This is a genomic window from Gordonia insulae (assembly GCF_003855095.1).
Lineage (GTDB): Bacteria > Actinomycetota > Actinomycetes > Mycobacteriales > Mycobacteriaceae > Gordonia > Gordonia insulae.
Genome location: NZ_CP033972.1, coordinates 5074721 through 5097988 on the forward strand (window position 1 = coordinate 5074721; position 23268 = coordinate 5097988).

General features: G+C 68.2%; 10 protein-coding genes. 9 read left to right on the plus strand and 1 reads right to left on the minus strand.

Annotated elements, in window-relative coordinates:
* The first annotated feature begins 50 nt into the window (after positions 1–50).
* From D7316_RS27300 to D7316_RS23250, 7 genes are all read left to right on the plus strand, one after another.
* A complete protein-coding gene (locus D7316_RS27300; RefSeq protein ID WP_232017041.1) occupies positions 51–14129 on the plus strand; it encodes a non-ribosomal peptide synthetase in 14079 nt (4692 codons plus the stop codon).
* Positions 14130–14161: 32 nt separating this feature from the next.
* A complete protein-coding gene (locus tag D7316_RS23225; RefSeq protein WP_124711530.1) occupies positions 14162–14707 on the plus strand; it encodes an arsenate reductase/protein-tyrosine-phosphatase family protein in 546 nt (181 codons plus the stop codon).
* Positions 14704–16464 carry a DUF4012 domain-containing protein gene (locus D7316_RS23230; RefSeq protein ID WP_124710365.1) on the plus strand — a complete coding sequence of 587 codons (1761 nt, stop codon included), beginning with the start codon at positions 14704–14706 and terminating at the stop codon, positions 16462–16464. Before D7316_RS23225 ends, D7316_RS23230 begins: the two co-directional genes overlap by 4 nt.
* 43 nt (positions 16465–16507) lie before the next feature.
* Entirely contained in the window at positions 16508–18007 is a 1500-nt protein-coding gene (locus D7316_RS27660; protein ID WP_124710366.1) for an alpha/beta hydrolase, read from the plus strand.
* A gap of 101 nt (positions 18008–18108) precedes the next feature.
* Positions 18109–18987 (plus strand): type IV toxin-antitoxin system AbiEi family antitoxin domain-containing protein, encoded by an 879-nt coding sequence (locus D7316_RS23240; RefSeq protein ID WP_124710367.1) that lies wholly within the window; start codon positions 18109–18111, stop codon positions 18985–18987.
* 105 nt (positions 18988–19092) lie between these two features.
* Positions 19093–20595, plus strand: coding sequence for a SulP family inorganic anion transporter (locus D7316_RS23245; protein WP_124710368.1), 1503 nt, complete (start codon positions 19093–19095; stop codon positions 20593–20595).
* A 5-nt stretch (positions 20596–20600) separates the two neighbouring features.
* A complete protein-coding gene (locus D7316_RS23250) occupies positions 20601–21005 on the plus strand; it encodes a MerR family transcriptional regulator (protein WP_124710369.1) in 405 nt (134 codons plus the stop codon).
* 66 nt (positions 21006–21071) lie between these two features.
* On the opposite strand, the gene D7316_RS23255 is transcribed toward D7316_RS23250, so the two are convergent.
* Positions 21072–21515, minus strand: coding sequence for an Hsp20/alpha crystallin family protein (locus D7316_RS23255; RefSeq protein WP_124710370.1), 444 nt, complete (start codon positions 21513–21515; stop codon positions 21072–21074).
* Between the two features lie 447 nt (positions 21516–21962).
* Between D7316_RS23255 and D7316_RS23260 the strand changes: the two genes are divergently transcribed.
* Entirely contained in the window at positions 21963–22205 is a 243-nt protein-coding gene (locus D7316_RS23260; RefSeq protein WP_124710371.1) for a hypothetical protein, read from the plus strand.
* Between the two features lie 301 nt (positions 22206–22506).
* Positions 22507–23169 carry a PAS and ANTAR domain-containing protein gene (locus D7316_RS23265; RefSeq protein ID WP_408610045.1) on the plus strand — a complete coding sequence of 221 codons (663 nt, stop codon included), beginning with the start codon at positions 22507–22509 and terminating at the stop codon, positions 23167–23169.
* Positions 23170–23268: the final 99 nt, after the last annotated feature.

Genomic DNA, 23268 nt, shown 5'->3' on the forward strand with positions numbered 1-23268 from the left:
TCGGCGGCCCACATCGCGCTCATGCTGTTCGTCCACAAGATGAGCCGCGTATGAACGAGTACGTCCCCACACACACCTCCTACCTCAGCGCGGCCCAACACGCCCTCTGGACTACCCAGCAGGCCATCCCCGATGTCCCGATCAACGCTGCGCAGTACGTGGAGATCGACGGACCCATCAACGTTGATGAGTTCGTCCACCACACCAGCGAAGCTGTCCGTCGATCGAAGTTCATGCAAGTGCGTTTCGAGGACTCGGACGACGGACTGGTCGGGGTGTACGACCCCTCATTGCACTACTGGGCGGACGTCATCGACCTCCGTGGTGAGGACGATCCGCGGAGTACGGCGGAAGCGATGATGCGGGAGGACTATTCACGTCCTCTCGATCCTCGGGTCGACCGCACCACCCGAGGTTGCCTCTTCATCCTTGGTGACGAGAAGTTCTTGGTGTACAACCGCGCTCATCATCTGGTCACCGACGGCATCGGGGCCAAAGAGCGCATGGTCGAGGCGTTGGCCGCGTACACCGCCGGGGTGAAGGGCACACCGCTGCCGGCGGAGAAGCCGGTCGACTTCGACCTGCCCGCACGGGCGGATGCGAAGTACCGATCGTCAAGTCGGTTCGAGACCGATCGTGCGTACTGGCGGGAGGCGATGGCCGGCGTCGGGATGGGCAGGACACTCGCACACCGTCACGGTGCTCCGGCGGCGATCGGCTGGAGTGGGGCAGCGCCGATCCCTGACGCGACGATGAAACTGCTGCATCGTGTGGCAGAACAGCATTCGACGATCCTTCCGACTCTGATCACTGCCGCCTTCGGCGCCTACCTCAGCCGAGCCGCCGACGGGGACGAAGTCATCTTTCAGTTCCCCGTGGCGGCACGCACCACTGCTGAACTTCGGTCGACGCCGCTGCCTGTTGCGAACACCGTCCCGCTGCGGACGCACGTCGCAGCTGACGGAACGGTGGAATCTGCGCTGCAGACCACCCAGTCGGCACTTATGGGCGCCCTCCGCCACCAGCGCTACCGGGGCGAGGACATCTGGGCCGACGTCGCCGCCGATGAGACCAGCGGACGAACCCCGCGCACCGCAGCGCAGGAACGCTCCGGGCCGATGCTCAACCTCATGCTTTTCGATCGCGAGTTCCCCTGCGGCGACGCAACCGCGACGTTCCACATCCTGACCGTCGGACTCGCCGACGACCTGACGATCAACATCTATCCGCTGCCGGGGAAGTCGGGCTCCGACTCGCTGATGGTCGGGTTCGAGGCGAATCCGAATCGGTACGCGCAAGCCGAGGTCGATGAACATCACCGCCAGTTCCTCGGGATGTTGGAGACGTTCTCGCGGGCGTTGTTGGAGGCGCCTGGGATGTTGGTTGGGGATTTGGGGTTTGTGGGGGTGGGTGGTCTCGATACGTCCTCGCCTAGCGGCTCGGACTACTCGTCCAGCGGGGGAGGCTTTGAGGTTCGGGATGCGCGCGGGCATCGGGTGCCGGCGTGGATGACCGGCGAGATATGGGTGGACGGGGAGCGGACCGGGGACCTCGGACACATTGATGGGACGAGCGGGGAGCTCGTCGTCGATCACCGGCTCGCGGATCAGGTGGTCGTCGACGGTGTCCGGGTCGATCTCGGTGAGCTCGAGCAGGCAGCCCTCGAGGTCGTCGGAGTACAAGCAGTAGTCGCGGTGGCGGGGGCGACGGGGCTGGGCATCGGAATCCTCGCCGACGACAACGCAGATCGCGATCGCCTTCCGGCCGCGGTGCGTCGTCGTGTGAACTCGGTAGTTCCACAAGTCATCTGGCCAGACAAGGTCGCACTGATCGACAGTGTGCCGACCACCGCGTCGGGTGTCGCTGACCGGGACGCAGTTGCGCTCCTGCTCGCCGCCACGCGGTCGGCCCCCAAGCCTTACAGCGCACCCCGGACTCCGACCGAAGAAGCTGTGGCCGAGGCCGTCGCGGCCATCGTGGGCGTCGAGCGCCCGTCGATGGACGACGACTTGGTCCAGCTCGGCGCCAACTCCATGGCTTTCATGCAGCTGGCCGCGCACTTGGGCGCGTCGCTCAAGGTGGTCGTCGGGGTACGGGAACTCAACGATGTGGCCACTCTGCGTGACCTCGCGACGGTTATCGAGAAAGCTGCCCCCCGGCGGGAAAGTGCGGGAGGTGCGGTGCAGTACCGGCCGACCCGTGCGCAGCAGGAGATCTGGCTGCTGAATCGTGCGGACCAGCACGCCATCGTCTACCACCTGCCGGTTCACCTTTCGCTGGTCGCCGGCGTCACCGCAGACATCGTGCGCAAGGCGCTGATCGACGTCGCCGGCCGCCATGAAGCGCTGCGCACCATCTACCCCGACGACGACGGCGAACCACTGGCGTCGGTGCGAAGTGTCGCCGATGCCATTGCGGCAGCACCGATCACCCGCGCCACCCTGGACGCCGCCGGCATCGAACGCGCCGTGTCCACCCCCTTCGACCTCACCGTGGCCGCGCCGTGGCGGGCGGTGATCGACGAGTCCGGCGACACCGTCGACCTCGTCCTGGTGGCCCACCACATCGCCATCGACGAATGGTCGCTGCCCATTGTGCTCGAGGACTTCTCGCACGCCGTGCAGGCGCGGATGGCCGGCGACGAGCCACTGTGGCAGAGCGAGGCGATCGGGTTCAGCGCCACTCTCGAGGCGCGCGACCCGTCCGAGGACTCGGCCGGCAAGTTCTACTGGCTGCGCACCCTGCGCCGCGCGCCGACACAGATCGTGCTGCCGGCACCCGCGACAGCTCACACCGCCGGACTGACCCGCGGACCGGCCACCTACCTGCGCCGCACCATCGACGGTGACATCCGCGACGCGGCCGTCGAGCGTGCCCGCACCGCCGACACCACCCTCAACTCCCTGCTGTGCGTGGCGCTCTCGACGACCTTGAGCGACTACACCGACACAGACGACCTCGTACTGTCGATGCCCGTCGCCGGCCGCGAGACCAGCGACGAACTCCACCAGGTCGGCATGTATGTGCAGACCGTGCCATTGCGCACCAACGGCATTCGGAAACTGATCGTGACCGAGGCACTCACGCGAGTCGGTGCATCCGTGAGCAAGGCGCTCCAGCATGCGGCGTCGGCGCCGACCGGCCTGTCGGACGTGATATTCGCCTACCACGCCGACCAACCCGACGTCACCGCGTCCGGCATCATCGCCGACGGCGACAGCCTGCCCACCTTCCAGGCGCGAACCGCGTTGGAGTTCAGCATCGTCGACGGTCCGGATGGACTCGAGGTGACGCTCACTGTTGCCAGTCAACACGTCGATGTAGGTGCGGCCGAACACATCCTCGACCGATTCCTCGCCACCGTCGCCGGGCTCGCGCAGGCGGACGGTGCAGGGCCGGTGGTCGCCTGCGCGCCGGTCACCGCCTGGCCGGCGCGAACGTCGCGCACGACGCTCCTGATCGATCCGGTCGACGCGCTGTTACGGCATACCGCCTCCCGACCGCACGCCACAGCACTGGTCGCGGGCGACGATCGACTCACCTATCGGCAGCTCACCGCTCGAGCCCGTGACCTCGCCGCCCGGCTGACGCAGCTCGGGGTGCGTCACGGGGATCGGGTGGCCTTGATGACGCCCGGCGGCTCGGACACCGTCGTCGCGATGATCGCGACGCTGATGATCGACGCCGTGTATGTGCCGGTGGACCCGGACCATCCGCAGGCACGAATCGATCTGCTGCTCAACGCGACCGAGCCTGCAGCGTTGGTGACCGCCGGCCTCCGGGTGACGTCGGGCGCGGGACTCGCGGTCGCCGATCCGATCCCGGGTGGCGCGTACGTGATCCACACGTCCGGATCGACGGGTGTGCCCAAGGGGGTGGTGGTCACCCGCGCCAACGTCGCCGCCATGCTCGGGGCCGCCCTCGATGTCGTCGGCGCCGATGAGCGTGACGTGTGGAGCTGGGTGCACTCCTACACCTTCGACTTCTCGGTGTGGGAGATCCTCGGCGCGTTGGCTTCTGGGGGCAGCGTCGTCGCGGTCGACCGTGTAACGGTGCGTGACCCCCGACTGCTCGCCGCCACCCTCGATCTGCACGCCGTAACGATCCTGTCGCAGACGCCCACCGCGTTCGGGGTGCTGACCGACCCGGCGGTCGTCGGGCCGGGAGCGCTCGCGATGGTTCGCGCCGTGGTGTTCGGTGGGGAGGCGTTGAGTCCGGCGGCGTTGCGGGGGTTTGTGGATCGGCGGGTGGGGGTGGGTGGTGGTGGTTTCGATACGTCCTCGCCTAGCGGCTCGGACTACTCAACCACCGGGGAACGCTCGCCTAGCGGCTCGGACTACTCAACCACCGGGCAGGGCGGCTCGGAGTGCTCAACCGGCGGGCAGGGCGGCTCGGACTACTCGACCAGCGGTGGGAGGGCGGAGTACTCGACCGGCGGTGAGGGCGGCTCCGGTCGGGGTTTGCGGCTGATCAACATGTACGGGATCACCGAGACCACCGTGCATCTGACCGCCTGCGACGTCGATGTCGACGACGAACGGAGCATCGTCGGCGCACCGCTGGACGGCGTCGCGTGGGCGGTGCTGGACTCCCGGCTCACACCGGTACCCACTGGCGCAGTTGGCGATCTGTACATTGCGGGCGAACAACTCTCGCTGGGCTACCTGAACGCGCCTGCCCTCACGGCGGCACGGTTCGTCGCCGACCCGGCCGGCAGCGGCGCGCGGATGTACCGCACCGGAGACCGCGTCCGGGAAGTCGAACCAGGCCGCCTCGTCTACCTGGGCCGCGTCGACGACCAGGTGCAGCTGCGCGGCCACCGCATCGAACTCGGTGAGATCGCGACCGTTCTGCGCTCGGTGCCCGGCGTCGGGGACGTGCGGGTGATGGTCGCGCCCGGCCAGACCGCGGGCGACGAGCGGCTCGTCGCCTTCGTCACCGAAGACGGATTCGCCAACCGCGACGCGCTGCTGGCCCTGACCGAGGCCGCGTTGCTCGACGCCTGCGTGGCCCGACTCCCGGCGTACGCGGTGCCGGCCCGGGTGTGCATCGTCGAGGGCTATCCGATGACCCCGACGGGCAAACTCGATCGGGAGAAACTGCTTGCCGGCCTGCTTGACTCGCCGACTTCGTCACGGGAGCTGGCGGGGTTGGAAACGGCAGTCGCGGCCGCGATGCACGCGGTGATCGGCGACGGTGCCGACCCGTCCCCGGACACCAACTTCTTCGCCGCCGGCGGGACGTCGCTGTCGGCGGCGCGATTCGCTGCCGCCCTGGCCGCCGCCGGCCACCCCGTCGGCGTCGGCGACATCTTCGATCACCCCACCGTCGAGGGGCTGGCCCGGATGATCGAGAACGCGTCGTCGAGCGACGCGTCCGCCGAACACCTGCCGTCGCTCGGTGTGCAACGCGACGAGCCGCAGCACCTGCCGCTGACGCCCGAGCAGATGGACATCTGGCTTCGCTGGCGCACGCAGCCCGACTTCACCGGGTACCTCATGCCGCTCGCGATACCGGTGCCGGCCTCACCCGACACCGTGCGTCGAGCAGTCGCGACGATCGTCGGGCGACACGATGCGCTGCGCACCAGCTTCCCACTCCACGATGCATCGCCCTACCAACGGCGTTGGAGCGACGACGAACTCGCGGAGTATCTCGCCGGGGAACTCTCGACCCGGGTCCCCGCCACGTCGGCGGAGACAGCGCTGAGCTCACTGGTGACGCCCATCGACGTCGGCGCGGCGCTGCCATGGCGGGTGCGGGTCACCGAATTCTATGGCGAGACTTGGATTCTGGTCGTCGTGCATCACATCGCGGTGGATGGCGAGTCGTTGCCGATCCTGCGGGACGAGTTGGCCCGGGAGATCTCCGGGTCGACGGGCGCCGCCAACACCGTCGACTACCGGCAGTACACGATGTGGCGCGACGAGACGGTGCGTGCGCGAGAGGCGGAACTCGTCGCGCACTGGTCGTCAGCGTTCACCGAACCGGTACGCCCGCTGATGCTGCCCGAGATCAACCTGCGCGCCGCCGCCAACGACGAGGCCGAGGTTGCGGTACATCGGGCGTCGGGGTCGCTCGCGGACTCGCTGACCGGCGCTCTCGATGCGCTCGCGGTGCAGCGGCGGACCACGGCGTTCATCGTGGTGCACACGGCGCTGGCGGCGGTGCTTGCCCGGCAGGGTGATTCGCCGGTCGTCACGATCGGGACCGCGGTGTCGGGGCGTCTCGATCCACGACTGGCGACAGTGCCGGGCTTGTTCGCGCGCGCCGTTCCGCTGCACACGGCGATCGACCTCGACCTCCCGTTCGGTGAGCTGTTGGCGCGGGTGACCGACGTCGACCTCGGTGCGTTCGCGCACTCCGACCTGCCGCTGACGGCGATCGCTGACATCGCCGACCCAGGCCGCGCGGGGGCGGGGACGCCGCTGTTCGAGGTGTCGTTCGGGATGGTGCCGGATGAGGTTGTGTCGGGTTGGTCGGGCGGCGGTGGTCTCGATACGCCGTCTCGTCGGCTACTCGACCAGCGGGGGGACCGCTTGGGTGGGGGTGATGGTCTCGATACGCCGTCTCGCCTGGCGGCTCGTCGGCTACTCGACCAGCGGAAGGGTGGCGTCGGTCTCGACCAGCGGGAGGGCGGCGTCGGTCTCGACCAGCGGGAGGGCGGCGAGGGCGATGCGTTCGGCGTTCCGCTGTTCGGCATCGACGTCTCGATGTACCGCGCCGACGGGCACCTGCACCTGACCATGACCTGCACCGACCGGGTCGCGTCCGCGGAGCGGCTTGATGCCCTGTGCCGCCTCGTCATCGACACGCTGGGCCGAGCCGTCACCGACGTCGACCGGCCGACCACTGCACTGCTCACCGGCGCCGACGCGGTCCCGCAGTCAGCGCGGCCGGCCGAAACCCTTGCCGACCTGCTCTCCACCGGACTCGCCGACCACCCGGACGCGATCGCCGTGCACGACGGCACCGCACTCACCAACGTCGAACTCGACCGCCTCGCCACCACCCTCGCCCGGGATCTCATCGCCCGCGGCATCGGACCGGGCGACATCGTGGTGCAGCAGCTCCCGCGGTCGGTGTGGGGCGTCATCGCCACCGTGGCCGTCGCCCGGACCGGGGCCGCCTTCGTCAATGTCGACCCCGCCGACCCGGCCGAACGTCGACGCTCCGTCGTCGCGCGGTGCCGGCCACGAGCCGTCCTGACGCTGACCGACCATGCGCGGGAACTCGATCCGTCGACCGCGGTGATCGCCGTCGATCAGATCACGCCGCCGGCCGAAACAGCGCCGTTCGACGTGACCGAGCGGGTGCGACCGCTGCGCGTCGACGACGCCGCCTACCTGACCTTCACCTCCGGCACCACCGGGACGCCGAAGGGCGTCGTGGTCACCCATCGCGGCCTCGCCGGGTGGGCGCGGGACACCGTCACGCGGCTGCACCTCACCGAAGACGACCGCGTACTGCACACGTACGCAGTCGGATTCGACGCCCACCTGATGGGCATCGTGCCGGCCCGGATCGTCGGCGCGCCCATCGTCATCTGTCCGCCCGACGTCATCGCCGCCGACGACCTCCGCGACGTGATCACCCACCACGACGTCACCGTGTTGCTGAGCACACCGTCGGTGCTCGCGACACTGCACCCCCACGAACTGCGTGGAGTCCGGCACGTCGCCGTCGGTGGTGAACCCCTCGGTGCCGCGCTGGTCCGCGACTGGACGTCGGTCGCCACGATGAGCAACGAATACGGACCCACCGAATCCACCGTCGCGGTGAGCAGTGCGCGTTTCACCGACCCCGTCGACGGCAGCGTCCCGATCGGAGCCCCGATCGCAGGCGTGACCGCTCACGTCCTCGACAGCCGGCTACGAGCGGTACCCGCGCACACCGTCGGCGAACTGTACGTCGCCGGAAGCTGCTTGGCCCGAGGCTATCTCGACGACCCGGCTCTCACCGCGGCTGCGTTCATCGCCGACCCGGCCGGCTCGGGTGAACGCATGTACCGCACCGGCGACCTCGTGCACCGTCGTGCCGACGGCACACTGGTGATCCACGGCCGCACCGACGATCAGGTGAAAATACGCGGCATCCGACTCGAACCGTCGGAGATCGACGTCGCCCTGACGAGGCTGCCCGAGGTGGCGAACGCGGTCACCGCGGTCCGCACCACCGCGGGCGGCGAGAAGATCCTCGTCTCGTGGGTCGCCGCCGAACCGGGCACCGACATCCGGCCCGACACGCTACGCACCGAACTGTCGCATGTGCTGCCACGCAGCATCATTCCGTCGGACATCATCTCCGTCGCATCACTGCCGATCGGCCGCAACGGCAAGGTCGACCTCGCCGCGCTGCCCGAACCCGAGACCGTCCCGACGACCGCGGTGACGGCGCTGTCCCACGCCACCCACCATCTCGTCGCCGGAATCTGGGCCGAGGTGCTCGACGTGCCGGTCGACCACCTCGACGCCGACGCCGACTTCTTCGCGGTCGGCGGCACATCGCTGTCCGCGACGCGGGTCTCCTCCCGGTTGGCCGCGGCGACCGGCGTCGACGTCCCGGTCCGCGTGCTGTTCGAATCGCGATCGCTGCGCGCGGTGGCGGACTACCTGGACGAGCAGCGCGGCGCCGACACCGGGTCGGCACCGGAGTCGCTGCCGGTTCCCGAGCATTTGCCACTGGCACATCCGCAGCGCCGCATGTGGATTCACCACCGCTACGACCCGGAATCCACCGCCTACCACGTTCCGGTGGTGATCCGCATCGCCGGCGACATCGACATCGCGGCCCTGCAGAAGGCGGTCGACGCGGTGGTCGACACGCACGCCGTGCTGCGCACCGTGTACCCCGACACCGAAGCCGGGCCGGTCCAACGCATCCTCGACCGGGCCGGACCCGTGCTGCGGCACGAGACGGTCGAAACAGGCGACGAGCGCGTGGCCATCGACGACTTCCTCTCCGCACCTTTCGATCTGGAACACGAGCCGGGCTTTCGGGCCGTCGTGCTGGAGGTCGGGGAGCGGGGCGAGACGCGCGAGCGCTACTTCGTCGCGGCACTGCACCACATCGCCATCGACGGCTGGTCCATGCGCATCCTGCTGCACGACCTCCTGCGCGCCTACCGCGGCGAGATCCTGCCGGGCCCCGCGGACGGCGCGCTGAGCTACGCCGACTTCACCCAATGGCAGACGCACCGGCTCGGCGGACCCGACGATCCGGCCAGCCGCTACACCGCGGAACTCGGTCACTGGATGTCGACGCTCGACGGCGTCGTCGAACCGTTCCGGATTCCCGGACGCCGGGCCACCGAACTCGAACCCGGCCGGTTGTCGGCGCGGATGGACCGGGCGATCGGTGACCGCCTGCGGCAGGCGGCATCGGGCATGTCGGCCACAGTGTTTCACCTCGCCCACGCCGCACTGGTCGCGACGCTGGGGCAGTGGACCGGACGCTGGGACGGCGTGGTCGGGGTGCCCGTCCACGGACGCACTGCGGCTGACTGGGAATCGGTGGTCGGCATGTTCGTCAACACCGTCGCATTGCGCACCCGGGTGGCCGTCGACGAGCCGATCGGTGCCGTTGTCGCGCAGGCACGTGACGTCGCGCTCACGGCGGCCGACCACGCCGAGGTGCCCTACGACGCGGTCGCGCGTGCTGTGCGACCGAACGCGCACGACGGCTTTGACCCGCTCATCTCGGTCCTCCTCGTCAATGAGGATGTGCTGCCGACCATCTCCGACGACATGCTCACCGGCGGACCCGACGACGCCAACGGGTGGCGGGCGGCGGTGGTCGACGCCATCTCGACCGTGGACGCCAAGTTCGACATCGAGGTCGTCCTCGCCGAGGACGACGGCGCCATCGTGGTCACCGTCGTGCATTCCGGCTACATCCCGCGTGACGTCGCGGGGGAATTGCTCGACGACTTCACCACGCTGTTGGTCGCGGCCGCCGGTGACGTCGCGGCGCCGTTCCCCCTGCTGGACGGACGCGTCGTCGAGGCGCCGGTCGACCTCGGCACGGAGCGGGTTGTCGCAGTGCCGCAGGACCGGGCGCTGGTCGGGTCGGTGGTCGGGGTGATGGCCGAGGTACTCGGAGTGCCGGAATCGGCCGTGGTCGAGGGCGACGACTTCTTCACTCTCGGCGGGACGTCGCTGTCGGCGACGCGGGTGACGTCGACGTTGGGACGCGAACTCGGCGTGCGGGTCCCGACCCGACTGCTGTTCGAGAACCCGGGCCCGGTGGAGTTGGCGCGGGCCGTGAGCGAGCTGCGGACGACGGACACGGACGTGCGCACGGCCGTCGAGGGAGTGCGGGCGGTCGGCGGGGGAGGCGAGGATCTGCCGCTGGCGCCGACGCAACGGCGGATGTGGGTGAACAGTCAACTGCTGGGCGACGTGTCGATCTATGCGGTGCCGGTGGTGGTGCCGGTACCCTCCGGTGTCGACGCCGCGCACGTCATCGACGCCGTGCACACTGTCGTCGGTCGGCATGCGGCGCTGCGCACCCGATTCCTGACCACATCTGACGGGCCGCGCCAACGCATCGTGTCCGAGTGGCGGCCCGAGATCCGGCGCATGGCCGCGGACTCGACCGGCGCGGCACTCGGCGAGTTCGGTGAACCCTTCGACCTCGCGGCCGGGCCACCGGTCCGCGTGTGGCTCATGGAGTCCGGGACCGCTCCGGTGGCGGTGGTGATGCTGGCCCACCACATCGTGCTCGACGGGGAGTCGGCGGTCATCGTCGGAGATGAACTCACGGCGCTGCTCTCGGGTACCGCACCGGCCGAGGCGGCCGTCGGATTCGACGTCGTCGCACGCCGGATGGCCGCGGACGAGGAACGTTCGCGCGCTGACCACTCCGCCTTCTGGGCCGACACTCTCGACGGGTACAGCGGCCGCCTCGATCTCACGCCGCGTCGTCCGGTCACGCGAGATCTACGCACCGCGACAGTCGAATTCGCGCTTGATGCGCAGACATCGGGGCTCGTGGGTCTCGCCGCCCGGGGAGCGCGTGCCAGCGACTTCCACGTACTGCATGCCGGCGTCGCGCTGGCTTTGGCGATCCAGGCGGGTACCGATGACGTCGCGGTGGCCACCCCGGTGTCGCTGCGCCGCGACGCCGACAGCGCGCGGACCGTCGGGATGCTGATCTCGACGGTGGTGCTGCGTACCCGGTTCGCGCCCGGGCTGACCGCCGCAGGGTTGATCGAGTACGTCCGGGATACCGACCTGGCCGCGAGTGATCACGCGGCCATCGCATTCGACGACGTCGTCGCGATCGTCGACCCGCCGCGCGAACCCGGACGCCATCCGCTGGTTCAGGTGGCGTTCTCGGTCGCCGACGGTTCCGCTGTCGGGTGGTCGGGCGCCGACGGTGGGTTACTGGACGCACGCAGTGAGTTCGATGTGCACGTCGTCGCGATGGAGTCGGCGGATGGCTGGCGACTACGGCTGGAGTATGCGCGAGATCTGTTCGACGAGGCGCTGATTCGGGCTCTGGGTGAGCGGATGGTGGCTGGGGTCGCGGCGGTTGTCGGGGATCGTGGGCGAGCGTTGTCGTCGGTCGATCTGCTGAGTGCCGGGGAGCGGGAGTTCGTGGCGGGGTGGGCGGGGTGGTCTCGATACGCCGCCTCGCCTAGCGGCTCGTCGGCTACTCGACCAGCGGTTGGGGAGGCTGTGGTTCCGTTCGCTGATCGAGTAGCCTCCGAGCGTAGCGAGGCGGCGTATCGAGATCACGACCAGACGCCCACGCCGTTCGCTGATCGAGTAGCCTCCGAGCGTAGCGAGGCGGCGTATCGAGATCACGGCCACGCACCCCTCCTCGGCGACCTCCTCGCCGCCGCCGTCGAGCAGTACCCGACCAAACCGGCCATCGCCGACGGCACTCGGACGCTGACCTATCGCGAGCTCGACGACTGGGTGTCGGAGACGGCGCGCGCGTTGCGGGCCCGGGAGATCGGGGTCGGGGACGTGGTCGCCGTGGTGATCCCGCGGTCGATCGAATCGGTGGTGGCGCTGTGGGCGGTCACCCGCATCGGCGGCGTGTGCGTGCCGGTGGACGTCACCTACCCGGCGGCGCGGCTCGACCAGGTGGTCACGGCCACCGGCGCCACGCTGATCGTCCCCGACGACGTCCCGCCGCAACCGACGGAACACGTTGTCCCGGAACCGGTCATCCGGGTGTCGCCGGATGAGCTGGCCTACGTCATCACCACATCGGGCACCACCGGCACGCCGAACATCGTCGGCGTGCCGCACCGCGGCGTGCATCGTGTCGCGTCACTCGGCGACGTCACCGACTCAGACCGCGTCGGCATGGCCATCAGCCCCGGCTTCGACGCCACCTTCCACGACCTGCTGCTGCCTCTGGCCACCGGCGCCACGCTCGTCGTGGTGCCCGCCGACGTCTCCGGCGGCCACGACCTCACCGACTTCCTGCGCGAGCAACGCGTCACCGTCTTCACCGCCACCCCATCGGTGATGCGCACGCTCACCGCCCCCGACATCACGTCGTTGCGTCTCGTCTACATCGGCGGTGAGGCGCTCACCGCCGACCTGGCCGACACCTGGGCCCGACATGCGCAGGTGGTCAACATCTACGGACCCACCGAGACCACGGTGACCGTGTCGACGGGCCCCTACCGCGCGGGCGGACCGGTGCGGATCGGGCGCCCGCGTCCCGGCATCGGTGCCCTCGTCCTCGACCGGCAACTCCGACCCGTCCCACCCGGCGTCGCCGGCGAACTCTATGTCACCGGAACCGGAGTCGCCCGCGGCTACCTCGGCGACCCCGCGCTCACCGCAGCGAGTTTCGTCGCCACCGCGGACGGCCGACGCGGCTACCGGACCGGAGATGTGGTCCGCTGGGACCGCGCGACCGGCGAACTCGTCTACCTCGGCCGGGCCGACCGGCAGGTCAAAGTCCGTGGCCAACGCGTGGAACCCGCCGAGATCGACGCAGTGTTGATGAATGCCGGAGCGGCGCAGTCGGTGACGGTGCTGCGCGATGGTCCGGCCGGGCCCGCGCTGGTCGCCTACGTCGTGTCCCCGGACACGCCGACCCGTCAGCTGCGTGACAGATGCCGCGCCATGCTGCCCCGGCACATGGTGCCGAGCCGCATCGTCGAGATCGCCACACTCCCACTGACCGGCGCGGGCAAACTCGACGCGAACCGGCTGCCCGAACCCGAATGGGTCCGTTCGCGGCGGGCACCGACCACCCCGATCGACCACGCGGTGGTCGACGCCTTTGGCGCGGTACTCGGCGTCGACGTCGGCATGGACGACGACTTCTTCGCCGTCGGCGGCAACTCCCTCGCCCTGCTGTCGCTACGCGATGAACTGGTGCGGCGCACCGGCGTCGCGGTGTCCGTGCCGGAGATGTTCGCACACTCGACACCCCAGGAGATCGCCGAACTGATCGAGCGACCGGAAGGGGAGACCGACGACCGGGTGGTGCGGCTGTCTGGATCGGGCGACGACGCACGAAACCCGGTGTGGTGCGTGCACACCGCGGCCGGCGTCGTCGAACAATTCCGGCCACTGGCCGACGCCCTCACCTCGACACCGGTGATGGGGCTGCAACTGCCGGAACTCATCGACGCCACCCGCGACATGCCGACGTCGTTGACGGAGATGGCAACCCGGCACGTGACCGCGATGCGCGCCGTCCAGCAGACCGGCCCGTACCGCCTCATCGGCTGGTCGGTCGGCGGGGTCATCGCGCACGAGATCGCCCGACAACTCGTGGAGGCCGGCGAGGAGGTCGCGCTGTTGGTGCTCCTCGATCCGCGCACCCCGTCCGAGCTGGACTCGGTCCCGGATGACGAACTGCGCGAAACCAATCCGCTCCGCGACGCGGCGGAACGTCGGGACCCGGTCGCGGTCCGACGCTTCGACGAACGATCCGCCACCATGGCGCGGGCCGCCCGGTCATACGACCTGCGTCCGTTCCCCGTCGCCAAGGTGCTCTACGTCGCGGCCACCGACAACCCGGACCCCGGCGCCTGGGGGCGGGTGGTCGGCGGTGACGTCGAGGTGATGGCCGTCGACTCCACACACGCAACCCTGGGCGACCCCGGGGTGATGGGACACATCGCGCAACGACTCGAGGAGGAGCTGTGAGCGCACCACCGGATCGGACGGCATCGACGACGATGCCCGGATCGGTCTTGTTCATCTGCACCGGCAACATCTGCCGCTCACCCATCGGTGAGCGGATCCTGGCCGGCCTTGCACAGCGATCCGGGGTGCCGGTGACGTCGAGCAGCGCGGGCGTCGGCGCGATGAACGGCCACGCCATGCACCCGTACGCCGTCGAGGTGCTCGACGAACACGGTTACGACGCCACCGGTTTCGAGTCGCGCTATCTGCGGCCACCGCTGCTGCAGACCGCCGACGTGGTGCTCTGCCTGACCCGCGACCATCGTGCCGCGGCCCAACAGATGCTGCCGGTGCGCTGGAAGCGGATGTTCACCCTGACCGAGTTCGCCGAGCTGGTCTCGCTCGGCGGAGATGCGTCGCTCGACGAGGTCATCGCGTCGCGCTCGCGTATCGACACCAACTCGGCGCACCTGGACATCCTGGACCCGATGGGTCGCCCCCGAGACGACTTCGATCGGGTGTTCGCCGATATCGAGCCGAAGGTCGCGACCATCGTCGACTGGCTGACCGTGCACGACAATGCGAGGGAGACACGATGATCCGGCGGGTGATCACCAACCGCACATTCCAAGTCGTCGCGGTGCTCGCGGCCGTCCTGGTGGCTCTGCTCCTCTGGCTGGGGTTCTCGGTCCTGCACGTCAAGGACAACATCGAATCCGCGCGCGGAGACGCGACGCAGGCGCGGTCGCTGGCCCTCGACGGCGACGAAGCAGGTGCGCGACGCGCAGCCGAGGCGGCTGCCGATGCCGCGACCAGTGCCAGTGACCGATCGCACGGCGTCGTCTGGTCGGCGGCCGCCTCGATCCCGTGGCTGGGCGCACCGCTGAAGTCGGTGCAGCAGATGAGCGATGCGGTGGCCGACCTGTCGACGGACGTGCTGGTGCCGTCGGCCGAACTGGCCACGGTCCTCGACCCGGCGAAGCTGCGGTCGGGCGACGCGATCAACACCGCGCCGCTGGCCGCCGCGCAACCGCAACTCGCCGCGGTCGCGGAGAAATCGGCCGCCATCGCCGACGAGGTCGAACAGATCAACCCCACGTGGCTCGGTGCCGTCGCAGATGCGCACACCCAACTCCAGGAACAGGTCGACGAGGCCGCGGCCACACTGAACGGCACCAACGTCGCCGCCCAACTCGTCCCGTCGATGCTCGGCGCCGACGGCACGCGCAAGTACTTCCTGGCGTTCCAGACGCCGTCAGAATCGCGCGGAACAGGTGGGCTGGTCGGCGGGTTCGCGATCCTCGACGCCACCGACGGCCGGATCACCGTGCCCACCCTCGGCGCGAACTCGGTACTGCGCAAACCGGTGCTGCCACAGACGAGCTTCGGTCTGGACTACGACACCATCTACTCCTCGTATCGCCCGTACACCGACCCGCGCAACGCCAATCTGAGTCCCAACTTCCCGGATGCCGCGCAGATCTGGATCGCGAACTGGCGGTACCAGACCGGGCAGCAGCTGGATGGCGCGGTCGCCGTCGACCCGATCGCACTGAGCTACGTGCTCAAGGCGACCGGGCCGGTCACCCTGTCCGGCGGCGAGAAGATCACCGCCGACAATATTGTGCCGATCACCCTGTCCACGTCGTACGAACGTTTCGCGGGTGACAACGAAGGTCGCAAGACCTATCTCCAGTCCATCGCGAAAGCCGTTGTCCAGCAACTTGCCACCGCGAAGAGTGACACCGGCGCAGTGCTGGAGGCGCTCGGGCGCGGGGTGCACGAACGGCGGATCATGGTCTACAGCACCGATTCGGCCGATCAGCGCATTCTGGAGTCGACGAACCTGGGGCATCAGATCCCGGATACTCCGGCACCATATCTCCAGGTCGCGCTCGGCAACGCGTCGGGCAACAAGATCGACTACTACCTGCGCCGCGAGATCGATTACCGCGCGGGCGACTGCAAAGGCGATACGCGCGAGAGCACGGTGACGGTCAAGATCACCAACACTCTCGACGACCTGACGCTGCCCGACTATGTGATCGGGTCGATGGGGACCCGACTGAAGGTACCCAAGGGAACCAGCCTCACCAACGTCGAGATGCTCACCACCGCAGGCTCTGTGGTCAAGAAGATCACCGTCGACGGCACGACACCGATGTATGTGGAGCAGCCCCTGCACGGCAGGCCCTACCTGGCGACGATGATCCGCGTCCCACCGGGGAAGACCGTCACCGTGACAGTGGTGCTCGACGAGCCGACCAACGCCGGCGAACCCGTGGTGCCGATCCAACCGCTCGTCGACGACCCGAAGGTCACCGTCGACGTGCCGGACTGCGCCGGCGCGAACTAGGTGTCCGATCCGATGATTCAAGGTGCGAGAGAGGCCAGTGCAGATGGGTAGACGGCGGAAGTATCGGTTGGTTGCCGCCACGGCAGTGGTCAGCGCCGCGCTGATCGCAGGCGCCGGAACGGCGGCCGCGGTGAACCCCACCAGCCAGCGCGGCGGCTGCTCGTACGCGAACGCCGCCGACCGCACCAACAACGTGCAGACCTGCACCGTGTGGTCGGAGTCGATGCAGTCGAACGTCGTCGTCAAGGTCAGGCCCTCGTCGCAGCTCCCCGGACAGCAGGAGCAGGCCGTCTACTTCCTCGGCGGAGTCGGTGGGGGAGGGGAGGGCGACAAGATCCTCGGCGAGTATGGCACCCAGTACAACCTGGTGACCGTCGTCGGCAGCTCCAACGCATGGTCGTCGAACTGGGAGTCGGTGCCGGTCGACGCGGACGGGAACACGCTGACCAATGCGAGTGGCGGCGTGTACAACCCGCAGTGGGAGACGTTCATCGGCGAAGAGCTGCCCGCCTACCTCGACGAGAACTTCGACGTCGATACGACCGGCAACGCCATCGTCGGGCTCTCGCTCGGCGGCGGCCAGGCCGTCAACATCGCCCTCAAGTACCCGGAGGTGTTCAAGGTCGCGCACTCGATCTCCGGGTACTACCAGACCGACAGCGTGTTCGGATACCTGTTGATCCCGTACATCCTGAGTGACCGCAACGGCATCTCCAACGGATTCGACGGCATGTGGGGCAATCCGTTCAGCCCCGGGAACCTCTGGGCGGCAAATGATGTCATGCGGCAGATCGTGGCAGCGAAGGCCTCCGGCCAGACGATCATCATCTCGGCGGGTACCGGGATCGTCGCGTCACCGGAGGAGTTCGCCGAACTGTGGGGGCTCGGCGGGATCTCCGAGGTCATCGCGGGCAGTGTCCTGGAGTTCGGGTCGTTCGCGTCGGCGGTGTTGCTGAACGGGGTCGCCATCCTCTTCGATCTGCCCGTCGAGTTCCACTACACGAACGGTGCGCACACGTGGGCGCACTGGAACGCCAACATCCCCACCGAAGCCGACATGGTGAAGGACGCGCTGAAGAAGTATCAGGTCCCGGTGGCCGGGCCGCAGGTCGTCGAGGCCCAGACGCGGGCTGCGGTGGCGCCGACCGCTCCTGACGATGTTGTGTCGTCGGCTGCCGAGGTGGCGCCGGTGCTGGTGCCGGAGGCGGGGGTGCAGACGGTGGCACCGGAGGAGTCGGCGGCAGAACCGGCTGTCGCGCCGGACGCGGAAGTATCTGCCGGGGCGGGGGATTCGGATGCGCCCGCTGAGGTCGTCGAGGATGCGTCGAGTGCCGAGCCGGTGGTCGAGGAGGCGGGCGAGGGGGCACCTGTCGAGGAGTCTTCTGCTGAGGAGGCTCCTGCTGAGGAGGCGCCGGCGGAGGAAGAGCCCGCGAAGGAGTCGTCTGTGGAGAAGCCCGAGGTCGGGTCATCGAGTGACTCGAGAGAGAGCGCGGAACCGGAGCCCGAAGCCGGGTCGTCGAGCGATTCCTCCAAGCGCCCCTAGCCAAACGACGTCGAACGTATCGATTTCCGATACGTTCGACGTCACGTGTGGGCCCGGGAGGCCGATGGAACCGCCGGTTCACCCGGTGCGTCAGAACGGGCATGAGACTTCCTCCCGCCCTTCGTAGGCTGGCGCTCCGGCAGGACGGCGTGATCACCGCCCAGCAGGCGCGCGAGCACGGTCTCGATCGGTCGGCGGTCGTGCGGCGCGTCGCGTCCGGCGACTGGATCCGCGCGGCCGCCCGGGTGTATCGACTCGCCGACTACCCCTACACGGACCGGACCCGGGTGCGGGTCGCGACGCTGACGGTGGGGCCGCAGGGCGTGTTGTCGGGGCTGGCCGCGGCCTACTGGCACGGCATCGTCGGCAAGCCGCCGAAGGTCATCACGGTCACCGCACCCCGTGGATGGCATGGGCGCGCGGCTCCTGCGGTGCGAGTGATGCGTCGGACCCTCGACGACACCGACGTGGTGGAGCGGAAAGGTCTGCGGGTGACCGGGATTGCGTTGTCGGTGCTCGACGGTGCGGTGGACGGTGGCGGGGTGAAGGTCATCGACACCGCCCTGCAACTGCGCCGAACCACCGTGGACGACCTCGTCGACGCCTACGAGCGGCGACGCGGATGTGTGGGTGCGGTCCGGATGGGTCAGTTGCTGCTCGGTGTGCAGTCCGGTGCCCGCTCGGCTGCGGAACGTTTGACGGTCAACATCTTCCGTAAGGCGGGCATCACCGGGTGGACCGCCAATCTCGCGTGCGGCTCGTACGAGATCGACTTCGCGTTTCGTGAGCACAAGGTGGCGGTGGAGATCGACGGCATCGCCTTCCACAACGACGCGGTGTCATTTCAGCGGGACCGGACCAAACTCAACGCCATGGTCACCGACGGTTGGCTGCCGCTCAGCTTCACCTGGGGCGACCTCGTCGAGCGTCCCGGCTACGTGACCGCGCAGGTCAGCCATGCCCTCGCACCCGCCGCATGAGGTCGCATGAGGTCGCAGATGGCGTCGAACGTCACGCCTGTCGATACGTTCGACGCCATCTGTCCGATTCGATCCCTACCCTCCCGTAAGGGTAGGGTTCCGCGGATGTCCACGACGGAGTCGGTGTCCCCGGCACAGCAACAGTCGGTGCGGGCGGCGCTGCGGTCACCGCGCCGGCTGCGTACCGAGGTCCTCGCCGGGCTGGTGGTGGCCCTGGCCCTCATCCCCGAGGCGATCTCGTTCTCGATCATCGCCGGTGTCGACCCGCGGGTCGGACTGTTCGCGTCGTTCACCATGGCGGTCACCATCGCGATCGTGGGTGGTCGTCCCGCGATGATCTCCGCCGCGACGGGCGCGGTGGCGCTCGTCGTCGCGCCGCTGGTGAAGAGTCACGGACTGGAGTACCTGATCGCCGCGGTACTGCTGGCCGGAGTCTTCCAGATGCTGCTCGGCGCGCTGGGCGTCGCGAAGCTGATGCGGTTCATCCCGCGCAGTGTCATGGTCGGATTCGTCAACGCGCTGGCGATCCTCATCTTCAGCGCGCAACTCCCGCACCTGATCGGGGTGCCGTGGCTGGTCTATCCGATGGTCGCGATCGGCATCCTCGTCATCGTCGGGCTGCCCAGGTTGACCACCGTGATCCCCGCCCCGCTGGTGGCGATCGTGCTGCTGACCGCCGCGACGCTCGCCGTCGGGTTCTCGGTGCCGAATGTCGGCGACGAGGGAGAACTGCCCGACAGCCTGCCGTCGCTGGTGTTCCCGGATGTGCCGCTGACCTGGCACACGCTGTCGGTGATCGCGCCGTATGCGTTCACCATGGCACTCGTCGGACTGCTCGAATCGCTCATGACCGCGAAGTTCGTCGACGACCTCACCGACACCCACTCCGACAAGTCGCGCGAAGCCGTCGGTCAGGGGGTGGCCAACATCGTCACCGGATTCTTCGGGGGCATGGGTGGATGCGCGATGATCGGCCAGACGATGATCAACGTGAAGAGTTCCGGTGCGCGCACCCGGATCTCGACGTTCCTCGCCGGTGTTTTCCTGCTGATCCTCGTCGTCGGGCTCGGCGACGTCGTGGCACTGATCCCGATGGCCGCCCTCGTCGCCGTGATGATCATGGTCTCGGTGGGCACGATGGACTGGCACAGCATCAACCCGAAGACGTTGCGCCGCATGCCCAAGAGTGAGACCGCGGTGATGTTGGCCACCGTCGCCGTCACCGTGGTGACGCACAACCTGGCCTATGGCGTCATCGTCGGTGTCATCACCGCGATGGTGCTCTTCGCGCGTCGGGTCGCACATCTCACCGAGGTCGTCGAGGTCGCCGACCCGGAACCCGACACCCGCGTCTACGCGGTCAAGGGCGAGCTCTTCTTCGCGTCCAGCAACGACCTCGTCTATCAGTTCGACTATGTCGACGACCCCGACAACGTGATCATCGACATGAGCGCATCGCACATCTGGGATGCCTCGACGGTCGCCACCCTCGACGCCATCACCACCAAGTACGCGGCGAAGGGCAAGACCGCCACCATCGTCGGACTCGACGACAACAGTGCCGAACGCCACCAACGGCTCAGCGGGCACCTGAGCGCGGACGAGTAGCCGCGGTGAGCACCCCCGAGGAGCGACCGCGGCACCATCAGATCGGCGAGGTCGCGGCAGAGACGGAACTGTCGATCAAGACGATCCGCCACTACGACGAGGTCGGGCTGGTGGCGCCGTCTGCACGATCGGCCGGCGGATTCCGGCTCTACACCGACAGCGACATCGACCGCCTGCTCGTCATCCGGCGCATGAAACCGCTGGGCTTCACGCTCGAGGACATGCGTCGCCTGCTCGAGGCCGAGGACGTCCTCGACGATCCGCACAGCACCGTCGCTCAGACGGACGTGGCGCGCACCTCGGTGGCGGACTTCCAGACCCGCGCCGAGGAGGCGTGCGTCAAGCTGGCGCGGCAACTCGACTACGCCCGTGAACTCACCGCTCAGCTCGCCACGCGGTTGAGCCGGTAACTCGAGCGCAGATGACGGTGAACGTATCGGTGGGCGATACGTTCACCGTCATCTGCGGGAGAACGGTCAGCCGGTGCCGGTGGTGATGGCCTGCGACGAGCCAGAACTCTCGACCGCGATCTTGCGCGGCTTGGCCCGCTCGGCCAGCGGAATCGTCACCGTCAGTACGCCATTGTCGTAGTTGGCGGTGATGGCGGCGCTGTCGATGCCCTCGCCGAGAGTGAGTTGTCGTCGATAGGTACCGGAGAATCGTTCGCTGGTCAGCCACTGCACACCGTCATCCGACGGCGCGCTGCGCTGAGCGGACAAGGTGAGCACCCCGTGGTCCACGTCCACATCGATGGAACCCGGGTCGGCACCCGGAAGGTCGGCCACGAGCATGTAGTGGTCGTCCACCTTGTACAGGTCCAGCGGCATGAACCGCGGAGTGCGTTTGGTACCGGTCGCCGAACCGGTCATCAATCCACGAGCAAGCGCGTCAACGTCGCTGAAGGGATCAAAACGAAGCACAGCTCTCACCTCCTGAATAGAAGACTGCCCGCCACCCGTTGACGAGCAGCACATCGCTGTACGTGACCCAAAATAGCACCGCCGAATCGTCGGCGCTAGCACTCTCGGGCAATGAGTGCTAAAAAATTCTGTGTTCCTGTCGACACGCCGTCACATCCGGAAACGTAAGGAGGAGAGCATGACTGCGCGTGAATACAAGAGCGACACCGACCGGGTGGTCGTGTGGCCGGACCCCTCGCCGCTCCACAAATGGTGGGTCTCGGTGATGGAGTACGAACAAGAGAACTCCGTCGTGGGTCATCCGGCCTCGCCCTCGACGAACGGCGCCGGGGACGGACGAATAGACCCGAGTCGGTGTGGGTATCCGGTGAGCGCCGCACCAAGGAGGTTGGAGATGGAACCACAGACCGATGCATCAGCCGACCCCGGCGACGAAGGGTGGTCGTGATGCCTCGCCACGACGATTGGGCTCCGTCCGCGGGCGTGCGGATAGGTGACCGAGTACGCATCGAGTCGATCCGTAGCGGCGGCGCGCACGGTGTCCCGGGCACACCGGCCACCGGGGTGATCGTGGCTTTTCACCACCACCCGCCGCGAGCCGACGTCCGTCCCGATCCGCCCGACGGCAGCCCGCCACGGTGCGTCGATCTCGCCGACCTCACGGTCCTCGACGACGAGAGTGGCATCTGAACGTCGATCAACCCTGGGACTCTCCGTCGGCGAGTGCTAGTAGTTGTCATGGGTCGGAATTCGGGTCGTCACGACCGGGTTGTCGAGGAGGACGCCGTGACAGCGGGTTGATTCACCACGTGTGTGGTGTCGGGTTTGAGGCGGTTCAACCGCTCGGTCTCTCCGGTTAATATATCGACGGCAGTTGAGAAGCAGCGGCCGGTGAGACTGACAGAACTCTCTGTTCAGCCGCGCCGCGACCTGCTCTGCGCCGGGTCGTGTGGTCGTGTGCCTGGACTCAGCACATGGAGGAGCACGACAAGTGAACGACTTCGCGTCCGAGAGTGGCGCGGACGACCCGACCGGTGACGGCATGCACCGGGTGGGCAGCTTCCGCTTCTGGTATCAGGATGAGCAATGGGAGTGGTCGGACGAGGTGGCGGCCCTACACGGCTATCGGCCGGGTGAGGTCACCCCGACGACCGAGTTGATGATCTGGCACAAGCATCCCGACGACCGTGTGCGGTTCAAGGCGATGGTCGCCGAGATGCTGACCAACCACGCGCCGTTCTCGAGTCGGCATCGCATCGTCGACACCCGTGGCCGGATCCATCCGGTGTCGGTGATCGCGCATACGATCCGCGACAACGCCGGGCGACCCGTGGGTACCGAGGGCTTCTACCTCGACCTGACCGACTCGGTGCAGGCGTCCGTCAAGGAACATCTCGACGATCAGGTGGAGAGCTTCCGCAGTAGCCGAGCGTCGATCGAGCAGGCCAAGGGCATGTTGATGCTCATCTACGGTGTCAGCGCTGAGCGAGCTTTCGATGTGTTGCGATGGCGGTCCCAGAACGACAACATCAAGGTGAAGGACCTGGCCGAGGCGATCCTGCACGATGCACGGGCGCACCTCGAGGTGTCCGACGACGTCCGCCGGAAGTTCGACGACATCCTGCTGATGGCCACCAGTCCGCCGACGGTTTAGCGCGGGTGTTTTGTCCGAGCTGTATCGGGGTAGCCCCCACGCAACCGCGTTGAGCGCCTAGGAGTTCACCACGGCCAGGTCTCCAAGGTTCTGTGGAGC